This window comes from Alteromonas sp. MTD1 (assembly GCF_042848195.1).
Classification (GTDB): Bacteria; Pseudomonadota; Gammaproteobacteria; order Enterobacterales; family Alteromonadaceae; genus Alteromonas.
On record NZ_BTGG01000001.1, the window covers coordinates 123,731 to 142,465 of the forward strand.

The 18,735-nt window shown below is 44.8% G+C and carries 13 protein-coding genes and 4 tRNA genes; 13 read left to right on the forward strand and 4 right to left on the reverse strand.

What is annotated here, in order from left to right; genetic code table 11:
- Nucleotides 1-33: 33 nt before the first annotated feature.
- Nucleotides 34-270 (forward strand): DUF2061 domain-containing protein, encoded by a 237-nt coding sequence (locus tag ACGHAV_RS00520; protein WP_390374989.1) that lies wholly within the window; start codon nucleotides 34-36, stop codon nucleotides 268-270.
- 74 nt (nucleotides 271-344) lie between these two features.
- Here the strand turns inward: ACGHAV_RS00520 and ACGHAV_RS00525 are convergent, their stop codons facing one another.
- Nucleotides 345-1,538 (reverse strand): class I SAM-dependent rRNA methyltransferase, encoded by a 1,194-nt coding sequence (locus ACGHAV_RS00525; protein WP_390374992.1) that lies wholly within the window; start codon nucleotides 1,536-1,538, stop codon nucleotides 345-347.
- A 235-nt stretch (nucleotides 1,539-1,773) separates the two neighbouring features.
- Here ACGHAV_RS00525 and ACGHAV_RS00530 point away from each other — a divergent pair, with 235 nt between their 5' ends.
- Nucleotides 1,774-2,751 carry an NAD(P)H-quinone oxidoreductase gene (locus ACGHAV_RS00530; protein ID WP_390374995.1) on the forward strand — a complete coding sequence of 326 codons (978 nt, stop codon included), beginning with the start codon at nucleotides 1,774-1,776 and terminating at the stop codon, nucleotides 2,749-2,751.
- A 67-nt stretch (nucleotides 2,752-2,818) separates the two neighbouring features.
- On the opposite strand, the gene rnhA is transcribed toward ACGHAV_RS00530, so the two are convergent.
- Nucleotides 2,819-3,286 carry a ribonuclease HI gene (rnhA, locus tag ACGHAV_RS00535; protein ID WP_390374998.1) on the reverse strand — a complete coding sequence of 156 codons (468 nt, stop codon included), beginning with the start codon at nucleotides 3,284-3,286 and terminating at the stop codon, nucleotides 2,819-2,821.
- A gap of 93 nt (nucleotides 3,287-3,379) precedes the next feature.
- On the opposite strand from rnhA, the gene dnaQ reads away from it, so the two are divergent.
- The 9 genes from dnaQ (at nucleotide 3,380) to ACGHAV_RS00580 (ending at nucleotide 10,068) form a co-directional block, all read left to right on the forward strand.
- On the forward strand, nucleotides 3,380-4,099 hold the full coding sequence (gene dnaQ, locus ACGHAV_RS00540) for a DNA polymerase III subunit epsilon (protein WP_390375001.1): 720 nt from the start codon (nucleotides 3,380-3,382) through the stop codon (nucleotides 4,097-4,099).
- A gap of 83 nt (nucleotides 4,100-4,182) precedes the next feature.
- Nucleotides 4,183-5,679 (forward strand): TIGR03503 family protein, encoded by a 1,497-nt coding sequence (locus ACGHAV_RS00545; protein ID WP_390375004.1) that lies wholly within the window; start codon nucleotides 4,183-4,185, stop codon nucleotides 5,677-5,679.
- A gap of 237 nt (nucleotides 5,680-5,916) precedes the next feature.
- A tRNA-Asp gene (locus ACGHAV_RS00550) sits at nucleotides 5,917-5,993 on the forward strand.
- A gap of 29 nt (nucleotides 5,994-6,022) precedes the next feature.
- Nucleotides 6,023-6,099 (forward strand) — tRNA-Asp (locus tag ACGHAV_RS00555).
- A 30-nt stretch (nucleotides 6,100-6,129) separates the two neighbouring features.
- Nucleotides 6,130-6,206, forward strand: a tRNA-Asp gene (locus ACGHAV_RS00560).
- A 31-nt stretch (nucleotides 6,207-6,237) separates the two neighbouring features.
- Nucleotides 6,238-6,314: transfer RNA gene (locus ACGHAV_RS00565), tRNA-Asp, on the forward strand.
- A 153-nt stretch (nucleotides 6,315-6,467) separates the two neighbouring features.
- Entirely contained in the window at nucleotides 6,468-8,030 is a 1,563-nt protein-coding gene (locus ACGHAV_RS00570) for an EAL domain-containing protein (RefSeq protein WP_390375007.1), read from the forward strand.
- An 86-nt stretch (nucleotides 8,031-8,116) separates the two neighbouring features.
- Complete coding sequence (gene lolD, locus ACGHAV_RS00575; RefSeq protein WP_390375010.1) at nucleotides 8,117-8,842, forward strand: lipoprotein-releasing ABC transporter ATP-binding protein LolD; 726 nt, start codon at nucleotides 8,117-8,119, stop codon at nucleotides 8,840-8,842.
- Nucleotides 8,842-10,068, forward strand: coding sequence for a lipoprotein-releasing ABC transporter permease subunit (locus ACGHAV_RS00580; protein ID WP_390375013.1), 1,227 nt, complete (start codon nucleotides 8,842-8,844; stop codon nucleotides 10,066-10,068). Before lolD ends, ACGHAV_RS00580 begins: the two co-directional genes overlap by 1 nt.
- 135 nt (nucleotides 10,069-10,203) lie before the next feature.
- On the opposite strand, the gene ACGHAV_RS00585 is transcribed toward ACGHAV_RS00580, so the two are convergent.
- Complete coding sequence (locus ACGHAV_RS00585) at nucleotides 10,204-11,550, reverse strand: dicarboxylate/amino acid:cation symporter (protein ID WP_390375016.1); 1,347 nt, start codon at nucleotides 11,548-11,550, stop codon at nucleotides 10,204-10,206.
- Between the two features lie 115 nt (nucleotides 11,551-11,665).
- On the opposite strand from ACGHAV_RS00585, the gene ACGHAV_RS00590 reads away from it, so the two are divergent.
- Nucleotides 11,666-14,212 carry a beta strand repeat-containing protein gene (locus tag ACGHAV_RS00590; protein WP_390375019.1) on the forward strand — a complete coding sequence of 849 codons (2,547 nt, stop codon included), beginning with the start codon at nucleotides 11,666-11,668 and terminating at the stop codon, nucleotides 14,210-14,212.
- A gap of 107 nt (nucleotides 14,213-14,319) precedes the next feature.
- Here the strand turns inward: ACGHAV_RS00590 and astB are convergent, their stop codons facing one another.
- Nucleotides 14,320-15,660, reverse strand: coding sequence for an N-succinylarginine dihydrolase (gene astB / locus ACGHAV_RS00595; RefSeq protein ID WP_334015172.1), 1,341 nt, complete (start codon nucleotides 15,658-15,660; stop codon nucleotides 14,320-14,322).
- A 361-nt stretch (nucleotides 15,661-16,021) separates the two neighbouring features.
- Between astB and topA the strand changes: the two genes are divergently transcribed.
- Nucleotides 16,022-18,682: a type I DNA topoisomerase gene (topA, locus tag ACGHAV_RS00600; protein ID WP_390375023.1), complete on the forward strand. Its 2,661-nt coding sequence runs from the start codon at nucleotides 16,022-16,024 to the stop codon at nucleotides 18,680-18,682.
- The last annotated feature ends 53 nt before the right edge of the window (nucleotides 18,683-18,735 follow it).

The window sequence follows — 18,735 nt, forward strand, 5'->3', positions numbered from 1 at the left end:
AATTACGCAAAACCATCAAATAAAGAGGGCGGCGTGAAAAAAACAATGACCTTTGCAGTTATGCATTTTAGTGTTGCATTTGCTGTTGCCTATTTACTCACGGGAAGCGTGGTAATTGGTGGTGCTGTAGCGCTTGTTGAGCCTGCAATCAATACCATAGCGTTCTATTTCCACGAACTTGTTTGGAAAAAGATCGAATCGAAAGGGCAACGTTATTCCAATTCATATGCTCGCCAAACTACTAATCATCAAGCAATGCATAGCATGTAGTAGACGAGCACACGATGACCTGCGCTGCGTTATAGGGTTCAGCAGCAGGTTTAGCGCATTTCTAGCGCAATGGGTTACTCGTCTATCACTTCACACACTAGCCCTTTCAGGTAGTATCCTTCTGGATAACTTCCGATAATGGGGTGGTCTGATGCTTGATTTAAACGGGCAATAATTTTAATGGTACGTCCAGCGTCTAGTGCAGCATCTGCAACGACTTTTTGAAATAGATCGGCTGGCATCAAACCAGAACAACTAAACGTAAGCAGTAATCCGCCTGATTTCACTGCGTGAATACCGTACATGTTTATGTCTTTGTAACCACGTGCAGCGCGTGTTAAAGAGGCTTTGCTTTCTACGAACTTTGGCGGGTCAAGAATGACCATATCAAATTGTTGTTGTTGATCGTGGTATTCTCGCAACGCTTTAAATACATCTTTATTTACATAATGCGCTTTATCTTCATCAAGCGCATTTAATGCAACGTGTTGTTTTGCAAGATCTAATGCCGGTTGAGACACATCAACATTCGTTACTGATTTAGCGCCACCTTTAAGGGCATAGCATGAAAATGTGCCCGTATAGCTAAAGCAATTTAGTACATCTGCATCTTTAGCGTAATGTGCTGCGGCTGCGCGACTATCACGCTGATCAAGATAAAAGCCGGTTTTGTGTCCGTGCTCAATATCTACCACAATATTAAGCCCATTCTCTTTAACGGTAACCTGCATAGGCGGCGTGCCATGAAGCACACCGGTAACCGGCTCAAGGCCTTCTTTCTTTCGAACGTCTACATCACTGCGTTCATACACATGAATGTCGGGAAGCAATTTCGTAATGGCCCACACAATTTTATTTCTATGTTTTTCCGCGCCAGCACTCAAAAGTTGCACCACAGCAACATTGTCATATACATCAATGGTTACGCCTGGAAGGCCGTCGCTTTCTGACGCTATCCAGCGAAACGAGTTGGTTTTTTCTGGATTAAATAAGCGTTTGCGAAGCGCTAGTGCTGTCTCTAATTTTCGCAGAAAAAAGCCATTATCAATACTTTCGTCTTTTTTGAATGTCCACATTCGCACGCGTATTTTCGAATGCGGAGAGTACGCTCCACGACCAAGCCAGTCGCCCTCTGAATCAAACACATCAACAGTATCGCCAACGCGAGCACGACCTTTAAGCTCTGCCACCGCACTTTCAAACACCCAAGGGTGCTTACGACGAAGTGATTTGTCTCTGGAGGGCTGCAAAATAACGTGTGCTGACATGAAAATTCTCGTAATGAATTGGCTAGTGGGTAATAAGGGGCGGAATTATACTGAAAACTACGAACACTTAAATCTGAATATTTGCAATTACAGTACATATCTTCGGTATACCAAGTAATGCGCGCAGTTATCTTTGGGCTTGAGGTTTGAGGCTTTGTGCTTATTGGGATTAAGAACTGCTTGATAGAAAGCGGCTGATAAAATAGGTCAGTTACAACCAGTAGAGGAGTAATGAATGCAGTATGTCGACTTTGAAATGGGTGGGGCACCTTCAAGCCTATCGGTAAAAGAACATGCGCCACTGTCTACACCGGCTGGAAAAGTAAAAGTAAGCGTTGTTTCTTTTGGTATCAATCGGGCCGATACATTACAGCGTCAAGGGAAGTATCCAGCGCCAAAAGGCGAAAGCAGCATACTTGGGTTAGAAGTTGCAGGTACTGTAGTAGAGGTAACTGACGGAGTAACTGAATTTGCTGTGGGTGATAAGGTGTTTGGTTTAGTGGCAGGTGGCGGCTATGCAACCGAAGTTATCGCCGAACCTTCGCACCTTATGCCGATACCTGATGATATGGCCTTTTTCGAGGCTGCCGGGCTAGCCGAAGTGTTCTTAACCGCTTACCAATGCCTTCGAACAATCTCTCATGTAAAACCAGCAGAACGGGTATTGATTCATGGTGGAGCAAGTGGTGTAGGGTTGGCAGCGTTGCAGCTATGTAGGCATTGGGGCGTACACAGCGCAGTAACGGCATCAAGTGAGAGTAAACTGCTTCAATGTAAAGAAAATGGCGCTGAGCTATTAATTAACTACCATACACAAACCTTCGATGAAGAAATCAGAAATGCATGGCCAAGCGGCGTTCAAATGGTTTTAGATATGGTAGGCGGTGATTATCTTAATAAAAATTTAAATGTGTTAAGCCAAGACGGCCGAATTGTTTACTTAGCCATGTTGGCAGGTCGCTATGCTGATAATTTGGATATGGCCTTATTGCTTTCAAAGCGCGCTACTATCACCGGCACAACGCTTCGAAATAGAAGCGATGCGTACAAAGCTGAGCTAGTTCAAGACTTTACTTCAACATGCTTACCTGCGTTTTCAACAAAAGATCTAAACGTAAATGTAGATACCCATTACAACATTGCCGATATCACGAAGACACATACGCGACTGGAGGCAAATGACACAATGGGTAAGCTGGTAGTCTCTTGGTAAGAGCTTCGTGGTAAAAGCCGCAAGACAAAGGCTTCGTGTCGAAGCCTTAGAACAAACAATAAAGTAGCTAGCCTAAAAACCCTTCATCAACTTGTGTTGGTTTTGCTTCTGCTGCGCTACGAGCAAGTTCATCACATCGCTCGTTTTCTGGATGTCCTGAATGACCTTTTACCCAATGCCAATTCACCGTGTGCTTTTTAACGGCTTCGTCTAAACGCTTCCAAAGGTCGGCGTTTTTTACTGGCTTTTTATCTGAGGTGCGCCAGCCATTTTTACGCCAGTTGTGGATCCACTGATTAATTCCATTTTTCACGTATTGGCTGTCAGTAGTGAGTTCTACAGTGCAGGTTTCATTCAAACTATTGAGCGCTTCAATTGGGGCTAAAAGCTCCATCCGATTATTTGTAGTATGCGCAAAACCGTCGCTCAATTCTTTTCTGTGTTTTTTGTACACTAAAATGGCACCGTAACCGCCGGGGCCAGGATTGCCCAAACAAGAACCGTCTGTGTAAATGTGAATGGTTTTTTGCGCCACGTTGTTTCCTTAATCTGTATTTTTTCCCTTAGCGTCTTGCAAAGGGGTTGATATACTACCAAAAAAAGAAAGCGTAATAATAGTAGGGCTAGCATGCGTCAAATTGTTCTTGATACTGAAACGACGGGTATCGACCCGAAAAAAGGTCATCGAATTATCGAGATTGGATGTGTAGAGGTTATTAACCGTCGTTTAACGGGTAATCACTTTCATGTTTATATTAATCCTGGCCGCCATATCGAACAGGAAGCTATCGAAGTTCACGGTATCACCAATGAGTTTCTTGCGGATAAACCCACGTTTTCGCAAGTCGCGCAAGAGTTCGTAAGCTTCATCAAAGGCGCACAGCTCGTCATTCATAATGCACCGTTCGATGTGGGCTTTATGGACCATGAGTTCAATATGGAGCCTAAAACCTCTGGTGTAGTAACTAGCAATATGTGTGACGTGTTAGACACGCTAGTACTTGCAAGGCAAATGCACCCGGGTCAGAAAAATAACCTTGATGCGTTGTGTAAACGCTATGGTATTGATAATAGCCACCGTACGCTTCACGGCGCATTACTGGATGCTGAGATTCTAGCCGATGTTTACCTGTTAATGACAGGTGGTCAGACTAAGCTGAAATTGGCCTCAAGTGGTAGTAGCGATGCAGATGCAACGGCAATAAGACGCCTCAACCGCACAGGAAATAAATTAAAGGTTATCAAGGCAAGCGCCGATGAGTTAGAACAGCATGAAGCGCGTTTAGACATTGTGCAAAACGCGGGTGGTAAGTGTTTATGGCGCCCGCAGGACGTTGATGCGTCATAAATACATTTGTTGGGCAAAATAATCGCCACTATTTCGCATCTTTAAAATAACTAAATTTTTGATAATGGCAGGAGCTATCTAGCGTGATAAATAAGGTTTTTGGCTTTCTATTACTTTTTACGCTGATACAAACGGCTGCTGTTGCGCAATCACAGTTTGAAGAGCGAGATATAGCACGCCAGGTTACCGACAGTGCGGTAACAAGTGCTGATGAACAAAAAGAAGTCTCTTCACCGTCGCCCCTTTCACGTTTAGGCGATGAATACACTAATTCTATTGAACTCCTTCGCAATCGCTTTCGCATAGATTACAACGTTGACGAAGTCACAATGGTTTTCTTTAGGGAGTATGGCTCTGCGCCAGTTGTTCTTGTGAGACCTGACGGGTCAAAAATCTTCCAAGGGCGTCTAGATGAAGAAAAAATAAAGTGGTTCGACGCTGACACGTTCGACATGATTACCATTAAGAACCCAGTACCCGGGCCGTGGCAAGCTGTTGGTCAGGTGCTGCCAGAAAGCAGAATAATGGTGTTGTCAGATGTTCAGCTACATGCCGAACCTTTACCGAACCTTGTTTTTGCGGGCGAGATTTTAAAGTCTACTGCGTATCTTACTAACGATGGAAAGCCCATTGAGAATAAGCAGTTTCGTGACGTTGTCGATTTAGACATTGAACTCATTAGTACCAACAATCCCAATTACAACAACTTCGGCGCAGGGATTGAGGCAATAGCGACATTTGAAGACAACGGCCGCGGTATGGATGAACGACCGGGGGACGGTGTTTTCACCGGACAATTTAATTTAAAAGTTGCGTCGGGAGAGTGGAAGCCGATTTTTAGGGTTACCACACCAATGTATACCCGTGAACAAGTGGGTGAGCCCATCATTCTTCACCAAAACCCAGTGAAGATAGATGTTGTCATCGACGATGGTGAGGGATATCACAAGGTAATTATTGATGTCGACCGTGAGTTAGTTGATATCGAGTCGTTACTTATCGATGGTAAAGTGCGCTTTCCTAACAGCGATATTCAGAATTTCTCGCTTACTGAAGGTGGTAGTGAGGCTCGCGAGCACTTAGTTGTGTCTTATGAAGAGGGAACTTTTCGAGTAAAACTTACTGCTTATGGTACAACAGTTGATGGGCGTGATTTCATTCTTGATGTACCTGAATACACTTTTTTAGCTCGAGCGCCTGAAGCTGAGCAGGAAGAACCCATTGATGCTGCAAATGCAACAGAGGTTATGCCAGAGAATGATCTTGAAGCTAGCATAGCATCGTCTATGGAACCGCCCACTGATGTTGCAATGGCAAACCAAGATGACATTGATGATGAAACCCTTACGTTGCTGCTTGTTGCAATTAATGGCTCTATTGTATTAATTGGTGTTTTGACCGCTTTAGTTATCATTGTATTAAGAAAACGAAAAGCAAAGAGCACAAATACAGCGGCTGTATCTGCTTCATTTAATTCGTCAGAAGATAAACTCACTATGGATAATGAGCCAAAGGGCATTAAGAAACTATTAGGCTTGTTTAAAAAGAAAAAGGCCGAAGAGAAAAATAGTGACGACTAAAATAACGATGAATAGCGTAGCGCAATAACTGTATATAGCCCTTAACACCGCAGTGTATTCACACATATTGGATTTTATTTCGACACAATGCCTAAATTACAGGCAAACAAACCGCAGATGACAATTTTATTAATAAAAAGCGTTGACTCCACATGGGGGAATACGTATTATCTGCGCCGCAGTCAGGGGACAGGGCAACAACAAGCCAAGTCAACTTACTGATAACATTGAAGATGTGGAGCGGTAGTTCAGTTGGTTAGAATACCGGCCTGTCACGCCGGGGGTCGCGGGTTCGAGTCCCGTCCGCTCCGCCACTCTTTCAATGCTATAACTAAAAGGCTTCGGAGCGGTAGTTCAGTTGGTTAGAATACCGGCCTGTCACGCCGGGGGTCGCGGGTTCGAGTCCCGTCCGCTCCGCCATTTAGTTATATAGCGCAATCTCGATTATGTGGAGCGGTAGTTCAGTTGGTTAGAATACCGGCCTGTCACGCCGGGGGTCGCGGGTTCGAGTCCCGTCCGCTCCGCCATTAATCGAAAAAAGCGCGCATCCCATTCTGCGGAGCGGTAGTTCAGTTGGTTAGAATACCGGCCTGTCACGCCGGGGGTCGCGGGTTCGAGTCCCGTCCGCTCCGCCATTTCATGCTTTAGTCATTCTCCCTTTCGGGCAGCATAAATTCGAAAAACAGCCATAAGCGCACACTTCGATTATCTACTTTAAGTTTGGTCGCTTTCTTTGTGTTTTGTACTACGCTTTTGCTATACGAAGTATATGCGGTACAGAACAACCTATGCCAGAAACAGAACAAAAACATGTCACAATAGATAGTGCAAAAGCTATAGCGTTCACCATTGTCTGCGTTTTAACGCTATCATCCCTATTAGCCTCAGTCATGTTTACGCTAGTGCGCAATCAAGAAGAAACGCGGGCAGAAGAAATTCTCAACAATGTACGTTTGGTTTTTAGAGATGCTGAAATAACGTTAGATTATCTTAATACACTTCCTTACGAGACCTGTACAGATGAAAACCTTGCCGAAATGCGCAAAACGCTGTTTCGCTCGCGTTTTGTAAAAGAAATTGGTTTTTATGAAAATGAGCGCTTGAAATGCAGTACCTATTTAGGCGTGCTTGACGTTCCTTTTGAAACCGTAAAACCCGACTTTTATACCTCACTTGGCGACGAATTTTGGATAAATACACCTTTAAAACTTTTCGATAAACAGGCAACGGGTACCATTGCAAAACGCGGTAAATATAACGCGGTTCTTGATATGGACGGTGTAATTGGTTACAGCTTTACTCAAGACTGGCAGTTGTTTTACAACGGTGATCAGATTTATCACATCGCAGGAAATCCAGCTTTGGTCGACCGAAGCAAAACAAAAGAAGACGTGTTAAAAAGCGACGGATTTTTCTCGCTTGAATTCGTAATGTGTGATGGTCGTTATTCTGACACGTGTTTAAAAGTACGCTCTGATAGTACTCGCGTAATTGACCTTCACATGGGCAAGCTTATTTTGTTTATCTGCGTAATGGTGATGACCGCAGTACTTACCCACATGATGGTATTTAATTATTTAAGAAGACGCCGGTCCATGTATGCGCGTATTTCTAATGGTCTGAAAAACAACAAATTCTTCTGTTTATATCAACCCTTCGTCGACCTTAAAACCGGTGAAGTCATTGGTTGTGAAGTGTTAAGTCGCTTTGAAGACGAGTATGGCCCTATTTATCCAGACCAGTTTATTCCTCAAATTAAGAAGCAAGGTAAAACGTGGGAGTTCACTGTCGATATGATTAAAACGGCAATGAATGAACTTAACGGAAACGACGCTATTCCTGAAGGCTTTAAAGTGTCGTTCAACTTGTTCCCCTCAGATTTTACGCAAGATGAAAGCTTGGATCTCGACTTTGTTCAAAACATGAACGAGAAAGAATTTAAACTAGTTCTGGAAATTACCGAGGATGAGCAGATAGCCACTCAAAGTGCAGTGAGGCATATCAAAACGCTGAAAAGAAAAGGTTTTTTGTTTGCAATTGACGATTTTGGTGTTGGTTATTCAAATTTAAGCCAGTTGAAAAGTTTAAACTGTGATTATTTGAAAATTGACCGCAGCTTTGTAATGGAAATGGAAGATAACAGTATTCGCTCGTCATTAATTCCACATATTGTAAGTATTGCAGAAGGGCTTGACGTAAGCCTTATTGCTGAAGGTGTTGAAAACCTAGACCAAAGCAAACAGTTACAGGGGCTTACTATTGGTTTTGGCCAAGGCTGGCTATATGGAAAACCTCAAACTATCGAGTCGCTTGGAGATAGCGTTTCAAGCACAGCCTCAGAGCATAAATAACCCGTTAATAACTGTAAATTTTCTTTTGGTGTTGGTAGTGTTTAACGCTACCATGCACCCTTTGGATAAAAGAGAAGAAAATTCGCATGCAGGATGTGCTACTTTGCCGCAATATCCACAAAACATACTTTGATGGCACCAATAAAACTCAGGTTCTTCACGACGTATCACTCGCTATTAAGCCTGGTGAGCACGTTGCTATTTTAGGAAGTTCTGGTTCTGGGAAAAGCACGCTGCTTCATATTCTTGGTGGGCTAGATGCTCCAACATCTGGGGAAGTCGAATTTAACGGCAACGCCATTCATTCATTAAACGCCACCAAGCTAGCCAAACTTCGCAATGACGAAATGGGGTTTATTTACCAATTCCATCATTTGCTCGGTGAATTTACCGCCCTTGAAAATGTAGCCATGCCGCTAAGAATTCGTGGTTTGTCGCAAAAAATAGCAGAGGACAAAGCCAAAGAAATGCTGAACGAGGTGGGCTTATCGCATAGAGCATCTCATTTACCATCGGCGATGTCTGGTGGGGAAAGGCAGAGAGTTGCTATCGCAAGAGCATTGGTAACAGAGCCTTCGGTAGTTCTAGCTGATGAACCAACCGGTAATTTAGATGACAGCACAGGCAAGCAAATTTATCAATTACTTACCCAGCTAAGTGAGAAAAAGAATACTGCGTTTGTTGTGGTAACTCACGATATTGCATTGGCAAATCAGATGGATCGCGTGCTTAAGATTAAAGACGGCCAGCTTGTACAGTCTGACTCTTCTCAGCCGGCATTTGAGCAGTCTGCGAAAGAGGCAAAAGTGTAATGCTGGCTTTCGAACTCGCTAATCGTTTTCGTAAGGCAAGAACCCAGCAGCGCTTTATTTCGTTTATTTCCATGTCGTCGACTATTGGCATTGGTTTGGGCTGTTTTGTACTAATTGTGCTGCTAAGTGTAATGAACGGCTTTGAACGCGAACTTACCGGGCGCATTCTAAGTGTAGTACCGCACGGTGAACTATTTAGCGTTGATCAGCGTGGTATTGATAATCTTGACGCACAGCTCTATCGGTTTAGACAAGACGAACGAATAAAGCAGGTAACGCCTTATACAAAGCTTACAGGCATGCTTCAATTCAAAGGCACGCTTAAAGCCATTAGCATCACAGGGCTTCCTATTGAAGCAACAACTAATGTATTTGAAAACAGTGTAAGTGATGAAGACTGGCAGGCATTGCAAACCATGACTGATGGTTTACTCATTGGTGAAGGTATTGCCGAAAAGCTCGGGCTAGTAAAAGGCGATGTAGTACAAGCACTGATCCCACAGCGAACCAGCGACTTAACGTTTAAAGCACCTAGTACTATTTCACTCACCGTAGTAGGGGTGTTATCAGTAGGTGGCGAGCTGGACAATCAGCTTGGTGTTATGCACCTTGCAAAGGCAACTGAGGCGTTAAAACTAGCAAGCGATGCGCAAGGTATTCAATTTACTTTCAATAACCCTTTTCAGGCAAACGCCTTAATGCGTGAAATAGGGTATAGCTCCCCGCAAGCAGTATATATGTCGGATTGGACAAGAACACAGGGGCATCTATACAACGATATACAGCTTGTAAGGGTAGTCGTTTATATTGCGCTTACTTTGGTTATTGCCGTGGCCTGTTTCAATATAGTTTCTTCTTTGGTTATGGCAGTACGTGAAAAGCAAGCAGCTATTGCCATTTTAAAAACGATGGGTGCTACCGATGGACTAATTCGCAAAACGTTTGTATATCAGGGCTTAATTAACGGCGTAGTGGGCGTATCAACCGGCGTTGCGCTTGCATTACTAGTAGCGCCTAACTTGTCAGACATTGTGCGCTTTATTGAGCAATTGCTCGGTATAGAGGTATTGTCAGGAGACATCTATTTTATCGACTTCTTACCGTCTGAGCTTCACCTACAAGACGTGGTGTTAACCGCTGTTGTTGCTTTGTTACTAAGCGTGGCTGCAACCCTTTATCCCGCGCACAAAGCTGCAAAAGTAGCACCGTCATCTGCGTTGCACTGATGAGAGTTTTCTCTCTAGACACGAAGGAAGCCTAGTTTTTCATTCCTACAAACGTTATGAACACGGAACAAAAAAGGTAGCTTGCGCTACCTTTTTTATTACCTTTATTGTCGTTTGTGCTTGGACGTTCAGGTATTAGCTGTTTCTATCGAAGTGTTTAAAGTCGACATCTTCTTGTTTCTCACCGGCATCGGGGTCGTTAAAGATGCTCTCATCAAGCGCACCTTCACTTTTTGCTACAACGCAAGACACCATGCAATCGCCAGTAATGTTCACCGCTGTGCGGGTCATATCTAACAAGCGGTCTACACCTATAATAAGCGCAATGCCTTCAACAGGAAGGTTTACTTGCTGCAGTACCATGGCGAGCATAATGAGGCCCACACCGGGTACGCCTGCAGTTCCGATAGAGGCAAGCGTTGCGGTAAGTACAACCATCATGTAATCGCCAAGGCTTAAATCAACAGCGTAAACCTGAGCAATAAATACGGTAGCCACACCCTGCATAATGGCCGTACCGTCCATGTTAATTGTGGCACCAAGAGGCAGCGTGAACGATGACACCGAGTTGCCCACACCAAGTTTATTTTTCGCGGTTTCCATAGTAACGGGAAGGGTAGCGCTACTGCTTGATGTACTAAACGCAAACAGTGCTGCGTCGCGCATTTTCTTCAGCAAAATAAGGGGGTTTAAGCCCGATAAAATTTTAAGTAATACCGAGTAAGTCACTAAGCCATGAAGCAACAATACGCCAAATACTAAGAAGAAATACTTCGCCAAGCTGAGAATCGTGTCGCCACCTATTGTTGAGAATAGCTTCGCCATTAGCACGAATACGCCATATGGCGCTAAATTCATGATAATGGTAACTAGACGCATAATAACGGTGTTGATGTCTTCGAAAATAGCGGTTAGGCGCTTTCCAGCATCGCCTGTCATTGCCATGGCAATACCAAACAATACGGCAAAAACAATAATTTGCAGCATGTTGCCTTGAGCCATCGAATTGATGGGATTACTTGGGAACATATTAACAATAACGTCAGAAAGACTAGGCGCCTCTTTAGCCTGATAAGTGGTTTCGGTGGCTAGATTTAAGCCGTCACCAGGAGAGACTATTAAAGCTATACTCATGGCCAGTGTAATAGCAATGGCCGTTGTGACAACATACAAACCAACCGACTTAGCGCCAAGGCGTCCAAGCTTACTTGGATCTGAAAGGGTGCTTGTACCGCATATTAACGACACGAACACTAAAGGCACCACAAGCATTTTCAAGCTGGCAATGAATATCTGTCCGAGGGTTGAAAATATACCTTCAACAAGAATGTTATACGTTGATAGCTCTAAACCGAATACCGAAAAAGTGAAATCTCCGCTATCATCAAACAAGAATTGGAGAAAGACACCAGTCAAGATACCGGCTGCCATGCCGATAAAGATGCGAGCGGTTAAGCTATACTTATGTGCAGATGAAGACATGAATGTTTCCTGTGCATTATTATATTTTTTAATCTCCCGTAGTTTGCCAGATTCAGTTGATTTTTAAACATAAAAAACGACGCAATTGTCAATAAAAGAGGTTCAGGAACGAATTATGTCGACATTCGCGAAAACGCTAAGCCTAATTAGTGCATTATTCATGCTAACTGCATGCGGAGGAGGCGGATCTGTCTCTAGGGAAGAAGTCGATAATGGCGGTGGTGGCACACCGGCACCTGATCCGACGACAACCTATACCATTTCCCTCACACTGGAAAACGCCAGTGGTGCAAGTGACAACAACCTTACGCAAGACAACAGTCTAGTGATTGTTGCCAACGTTACCGATCAAAATGGCGATGCGCACGCTAATGCGCTGCTTACATTCTCACTAAGTAACGATGAACTGGCTGAATTTGCTAACGACACCGGAACGGCGAGTACCAATGCCGACGGTATTGCACGACTTGGGCTAAATGCGAGTACTGCGTCAGGTGCCGGCGAAATTACCGCAACGTTAGGTACAGGCGAAACGGGGCGTGTAACATTTAATGCTACGGCGGCAAGCACAACAGATGAAACCATTAGTGTGTCGTTACAATTGCAGAACTCAGCGGGCGAGGCAGACACTAACTTAACCGCGAATAACGAGCTGACTGCGGTAGCTTCGGTGACGAATGCGCAAGGTGATCCACAAGCAAATATATTACTTACGTTCACACTCAGTAATGATGAATTGGCAGTGTTTTCGAACGATACCGGAACTGCGTCAACTAACGCCGAAGGTATTGCTACTATCAATATGTCGGTGGGCACGTTATCGGGTGATGGCGAAGTTACAGCCACCCTTGGCACTGGCGAAAGTGCTACTACAACGTTTAGCTCAGCGGGCAGCACCGCGGTGAGTGCGCAGCCAGCATCACTAGAACTCTTTGCTAATAGCATCCAACTGGCTTCAAGTGGCAGTGATGAAGTAGAGCTCATAGCGCTTGTTAAAAACGAGCAAAGCGTGCTTATGGAAGGTGTAGATGTAAGCTTTTCAGCGGCTTCAGGTGACGGTGTAGAGCTTCAACTTACACAGCCGCAAACCGCAGCGGATGGCACTGCTCGCGCCATTTTAACGTCTCGTAATGATGCGTCTAACCGCACAATAACCATTACATCATCAGCAGGCGCGCTGACAGAAACCGTTCAAATTACTATTGTGGGTACAGAGGTTACTATTAACGGTGCATCGTCGGTTATTTTAAATGATAGCGTTGACTACACTGTAAGGGTTCAAGACTCAGACGGTACTTCTATTCTCAACCAAGATGTTACGCTCTCTGCTTCAAATGGAACGCTAAGTGCAAATACAGTTAATACAGGTGCCAACGGTCAAGCGACGGTAACTTATACCGCAACCGCGTCAGGCGAAAATACCATCACCGCGTCTGCGCTAAACGCTGAGTCGACGTTTACGGTTCAAGTGCAGCAAGACGAGTTTAATTTCGTTAATCTTCCAACAGCAGAAATTCCGGTAAATCAGTCTCAAACCATCACGGTTGAATGGCGACAAAATAATGCTGCGGTTGTCGGCCAAGACGTAACGTTTAGTGTGTCACGGGGCGAAATTGCTGGCAATGCTACGGTGACTACCGATGCAAACGGCCAGGCAAGCATAAATCTAAGCTCAACGAATGCGGGCATTTCGTCAATAACCGCAACAGCCTCTGACGGCAGTGGTGCGGTATTGGTTTCAGCACTAACGCAGGTAGAGTTTATTGCTACGACACCACACACCTTGATTGCCGACGCGTCACCTGATTTGCTAGGGCCAGACGGTCAGACTAGCACAATAAGTGCTGTGGTGCGCGACGAGGACGGTAACCTTGTTAAAAATAGTGTAGTTAACTTTACCGTATCAGATGTATCAACGGGCTTTGTATCACCATCACAAGCTACCACCGACAGTAAAGGTATAGCAACAACGGTATTTACGTCTGGTTCGGTGTCTACACCAGAATCTGTCGTGATTACAGCTTTCGTGGCTGACGACACAGCAATTGATGATCAAGTTATTCTGACAGTGGGCGCGAGAGCGTTTGATATTTCGATCGGAACTGGAAATGAAATAGAAAACCTTAATTCTACCAGTTATCTCAAGCGTTTCGGAGTATTTGTCTCTGATTCCGCCGGCCAGCCTGTTAGTGGCGTTGATCTTACTGCATCCATTGCGCCAGTAAAATTCAATAGAGGCGGTGAGTATCGTACAGGGTTCTGGTCTTTTGATGATGTTGCAGACCTATGGGTTCCTGTAGTGAATCAAAACTGTGAAAACGAAGATGTAAACGACAACGGTATTTTGGACACCACTCCTCGTGATGAGGACACTAACGGAGATGGTGAACTTACTCCAGGACTGATTGGTACATTAACTTTCGCGAACGGTTCAGTAACAGATGAAAATGGTTATGCCGAACTAGAGTATCGCTATCCGAAAAGCTATGCGGTTTGGTACGACATCGTTGTTACAGTGTTTGGTCAGTCTACAGGTAGTGAAGCGCAAGCGTCTATGGATTACAGCTTAGGGATATTAGCAGATGATGTGAATGATGAAGGCTCAGCACCACCTGCGAACCCATTCGGTGTAACTGATCAATGTACATTGGTAACTCCATAGTGCTACATACTGCTAATGCATAGCTGCATTAGCAGTAAACGCAAAACAAAAAGCCGGCATAAGCCGGCTTTTTCATGTGCATAAATGCAAAGTTTTACAAGCGTTAACTATGCCTGCTGGAACGGGTACACCGAACCAAGTTTCAGTAATTGCGTAAGTTCATCAAGTGCCGTGCGCGACTCGATAAGAAGCTGCGGGTCACGCAAATCATCTTCGCTTAACTGGTCACGGTAATGCTTGTCTACCCACGCATTTAGGCGCTCAAACTGTGTATCGTTAATCAATGTATTCTGGTTAACGGCAGCTAGTTCTTGGTCATTCATTGCAACGCGCAATCGCAAACACGCAGGGCCACCACCGTTACGCATGCTTTGTTTTACATCAAAGTAGTTTACCGATTTTATTGGCGTGCCAAGGGTTACTAGTTTGTCTAAGTAGCGCTTAACTGCATCGTTCTCTTCGCACTCTGTTGGCGCAATAATTGTCATATCACCGCTAGGTAGCGTAATAATTTGCGTGTTAAACAAGTAGGTTTTTACCGCGTCAAGCACAGACACTTCATCGGTAGGCACTTCAATGAAGTGAAGTGGCTCTTCGCCAAATTTAGCTTGAAGCTCTTTCAAGCCAGCTTCTTTTTGGTAGAAAGCTTGCTCGTGGAAAAACAGCACGTTTTGGTTACCAACAGCAATAACGTCATTGTGGAATACACCTTGGTCAATAACGTCTGGGTTCTGCTGCATGTAAACAACGCCATCGTCGTCTAACCCATGTAAGCGTGCAACCGCCTGACAGGCTTCAAGGGTTTGTCGTGCAGGGAATTTCTTTGGTGCAGGTTTGCTGGTATCGAACGCATGACGGCCATAAACAAACAGTTCTACGCCAGCTTGCCCGTAATTGCTGCACAAGCGTGTGTGGTTAGCTGCGCCTTCATCACCAAAATGTTCATTATCGGGAAGGTGCATGTGATGGGCAAAGTGTTTCTCGTTGGAAAACGTGCCGCGCAAGATGTTTCCGGTTACGCGAGGTTCAAGAGAGCGATGGAACTTGTTCGTAAGATTAGCTGGCGTAAAGTGTACTCTACCGTCTGCGGTATCGGCGCTAGGAGACACGGTAGCGGCATTTGCTGTCCACATGCTACTAGCAGAACAACATGCCAAAAAAATCTCGCGAGACTGCTTTGCAGCGCTTTCTAAAACACGCGCATCAGAGCCTGTGAACCCTAAACGACGCAAAGCAGCAATATCTGGGCGCTCTTGCGGTGCAAGTACACCTTGAACCATTCCCATGTCTGATAGCGCTTTAGCTTTTGCGAGTCCTTGTTTTGCAGCTTGTTTTGGGCTGCTTATCGCGTTGGCATTGTTAAGTGAAGCAACATTGCCGAATGACAAACCAGCATAGTTATGGGTAGGGCCAACTAGACCATCAAAGTTCACTTCAAACTGCTTCATACTTTCCCTCATTGTTGGTGTTTTTTCGATTGACCGCTACGCTACAAAGTTAGCAGCAGGGGCAACCGTTGCACTTTTTAATCCCCAAATCGCCTTTCTACGAAAACACAATATGAGGTTGGAATGGCTGGCATTATACGGCTTTTAAAGGCAATGCCAATCGAGGTGGTTAATAATTGTACGGTTTTTGCTCGCGTTTGAAGCAGTGTGAAGAATAAGTATGAAGAAGATCTTGTTTTCCATTCACTTTGTAGATATATGTTAAAAAAGAGCGAGCACCCTATATATAGTGAAATGGGGCTCCATATTCAGGAATTTGACGTAAATAGTCATTAAAAATCAATAGGTTTAGTTCAATTATATGGCAAAATCACTGGTCATAGTCGAATCACCAGCCAAAGCGAAAACGATAAATAAATATCTTGGCAAAAATTTTATCGTAAAAAGTTCGGTTGGCCACGTACGGGATCTTCCAACGAAGGCTTTAGGCAAAGTAGAGCCTAAAAAATCGGCAAAAGAACTCAAGACATTAAGTGATGATGAGAGGCAAGAGTACCTTCGTCGTCATGAATATTTAAAGCTTGTAGACCGAATGGGTGTTGATCCAGAAAAAGACTGGAAAGCGCATTACCAAGTGCTACAAGGCAAAGAAAAAGTAGTAAACGAACTTAAAAAGTTAGCCAAAGATGCTGACACCATCTATCTCGCAACCGATTTGGATCGCGAGGGAGAGGCTATCGCATGGCACTTGCAAGAACTGCTTGGCACCAAAGGTAAAACTTACCAACGCGTGGTGTTCAACGAGATTACTAAAAATGCGATTCAAGATGCGTTTTCAGACCCAGGTGAGCTGAATATTTCTCGTGTAAACGCGCAGCAAGCACGTCGATTCCTAGATCGTGTTGTTGGCTTTATGGTGTCGCCACTTCTGTGGAAGAAAATTGCGAGAGGTTTGTCGGCAGGGCGTGTACAGTCGGTAGCAGTGCGCCTTGTGGTTGAGCGTGAACGCGAGATTAAGGCATTTGTTCCAGAAGAGTTTTGGGACGTACATGCCGATTTAACCAGCCAGCAAAAAGATGCGTTGCGCATGTTAGTTGCCAAGCATCAGGGAAGTGCGTTTAAGCCGAAAAACAAGGCTGAAACCGACAAAGCGTTAAGCGACTTAGAAGGCGCTAGCTATACGGTTGAGAGCCGCGAATCTAAGCCTACACAAAGCCGCCCGTCTGCGCCGTTTATTACGTCAACATTGCAGCAGGCTGCAAGTACCCGTTTAGGTTTTGGCGTTAAAAAGACGATGATGATGGCCCAGCGCCTTTATGAGGCGGGCTACATTACCTACATGCGTACCGACTCTACGAATTTAAGCCAAGAGGCTGTGGATAGTGCACGCGCATACATCGCTGACAACTTCGGTAACAAATATTTACCTGATTCACCGCTTCGCTATGGTAGCAAAGAGGGCGCACAAGAAGCTCACGAAGCCATTCGTCCATCGAATGTTAACGTAAGCTCGGCAAGCCTTGGTGATATGGAGCGCGACGCACAGCGTTTGTATGAGCTTATTTGGCGTCAATTTGTGGCATGTCAGATGACAGCCGCTAAATACGATGCCACTACAATAAGAGTAGTAGCTGGCGACTATGAGCTTACAGCCAAAGGTCGCGTGCTTAAGTTCGATGGTTGGACGCGCGTTCAGCCACAGCTGCGCAAGAAAGGTGACGAAGAGCTGATGCTTCCTGACGTGCAGCAAGGCGATGTACTTAGTCTTAAAGCGTTAGATCCTAAGCAACATTTCACTAAGCCTGTTGCACGCTTTAACGAAGCGTCGCTGGTTAAAGAGCTTGAAAAGCGCGGTATTGGCCGACCGTCAACTTACGCTAGCATCATTTCAACCATTCAAGATCGCGGCTATGTACGTTTAGAGAATAAACGTTTCTACGCTGAAAAAATGGGTGAAATTGTTAACGACCGTCTGATGGAAAACTTTGACGACCTAATGAGCTTTGACTTTACGGCAAACATGGAGCAACAGCTTGATGATATCGCCGAAGGTAACAAAGACTGGAAAGACGTTCTGAATGAATTTTACAGCGGTTTTTACGGCAAGCTGCTGAACGCTGAAAAAGATCCTGAAGAGGGTGGAATGCGCCTAAATCAGGCAGTACCTGCTGGCGTTGAATGTGGTAAATGTGGCCGTGAAATGAATGTGCGCACAGCGTCAACCGGCGTCTTCTTAGGGTGTTCTGGCTATAATTTGCCGCCTAAAGAGCGCTGCACCAACACCATGAACCTGACGCCAGGTGACGAAGTGGTTAAGGTAGATGACGAGGAAGAGCTAGAAACCGAAGCGCTTCGTTCCAAAAAACGTTGCGCTAAATGTGGCACGGCGATGGACAGTTATCTTGTTGATGAAACCCGCAAGCTTCATGTATGTGGCAATACGCCAACCTGTGACGGCACACTCTTAGAGACGGGTACCTTTAAGATTAAAGGCTATGACGGTCCTATTATTGAATGCGACAAATGCGGCAGCGATATGGAACTGAAAAACGGCCGTTTTGGTAAGTATTTCGGTTGCACCAATGAAGAGTGTAAAAATACACGTAAGCTGCTGCGTAACGGTGAAGCTGCGCCACCTAAAGAAGATCCGGTAGATTTACCAGAGCTTCCATGCGAAAAGTCTGACGCACATTTTATGTTACGTGATGGTGCATCTGGTATTTTCTTAGCGGCACACAATTTCCCTAAATCTCGCGAGACTCGTGCACCTAAGGTGGAAGAGTTAGCACGCTTTAGAGACCGTATTTCGCCCAAGTTTTACTACCTAGCGGATGCGCCGCAGAAAGATCCAGAGGGCAATGCGGCTATTGTTCGATACAGCAGAAAAACCAAACAGCAATACGTAATGTCGGAAAATGACAGCGGTAAAGCGACGGGGTGGTCTGCATGGTATGACAACGGCAAGTGGCAGGAACAAGCTGCTAAAAAGCCTGCTGCTAAGTCGAAAGCGAAGAAAAAGTAGCTGCATAGAGTAGGCGTGAGCACTTTGGCTTCAAAATAAGCTGCTTACGTTAG

Bases quoted from the DNA above. Each gene is read 5' to 3' on its own strand.
- ACGHAV_RS00525 (WP_390374992.1), bottom strand. From the start codon at position 1,538: ATGTCAGCACACGTTATTTTGCAGCCCTCCAGAGACAAATCACTTCGT.
- ACGHAV_RS00530 (WP_390374995.1), top strand. From the start codon at position 1,774: ATGCAGTATGTCGACTTTGAAATGGGTGGGGCACCTTCAAGCCTATCG.
- dnaQ (WP_390375001.1), top strand. From the start codon at position 3,380: ATGCGTCAAATTGTTCTTGATACTGAAACGACGGGTATCGACCCGAAA.
- ACGHAV_RS00570 (WP_390375007.1), top strand. From the start codon at position 6,468: ATGCCAGAAACAGAACAAAAACATGTCACAATAGATAGTGCAAAAGCT.
- lolD (WP_390375010.1), top strand. From the start codon at position 8,117: ATGCAGGATGTGCTACTTTGCCGCAATATCCACAAAACATACTTTGAT.
- ACGHAV_RS00580 (WP_390375013.1), top strand. From the start codon at position 8,842: ATGCTGGCTTTCGAACTCGCTAATCGTTTTCGTAAGGCAAGAACCCAG.
- ACGHAV_RS00585 (WP_390375016.1), bottom strand. From the start codon at position 11,550: ATGTCTTCATCTGCACATAAGTATAGCTTAACCGCTCGCATCTTTATC.
- ACGHAV_RS00590 (WP_390375019.1), top strand. From the start codon at position 11,666: ATGTCGACATTCGCGAAAACGCTAAGCCTAATTAGTGCATTATTCATG.
- astB (WP_334015172.1), bottom strand. From the start codon at position 15,660: ATGAAGCAGTTTGAAGTGAACTTTGATGGTCTAGTTGGCCCTACCCAT.
- topA (WP_390375023.1), top strand. From the start codon at position 16,022: ATGGCAAAATCACTGGTCATAGTCGAATCACCAGCCAAAGCGAAAACG.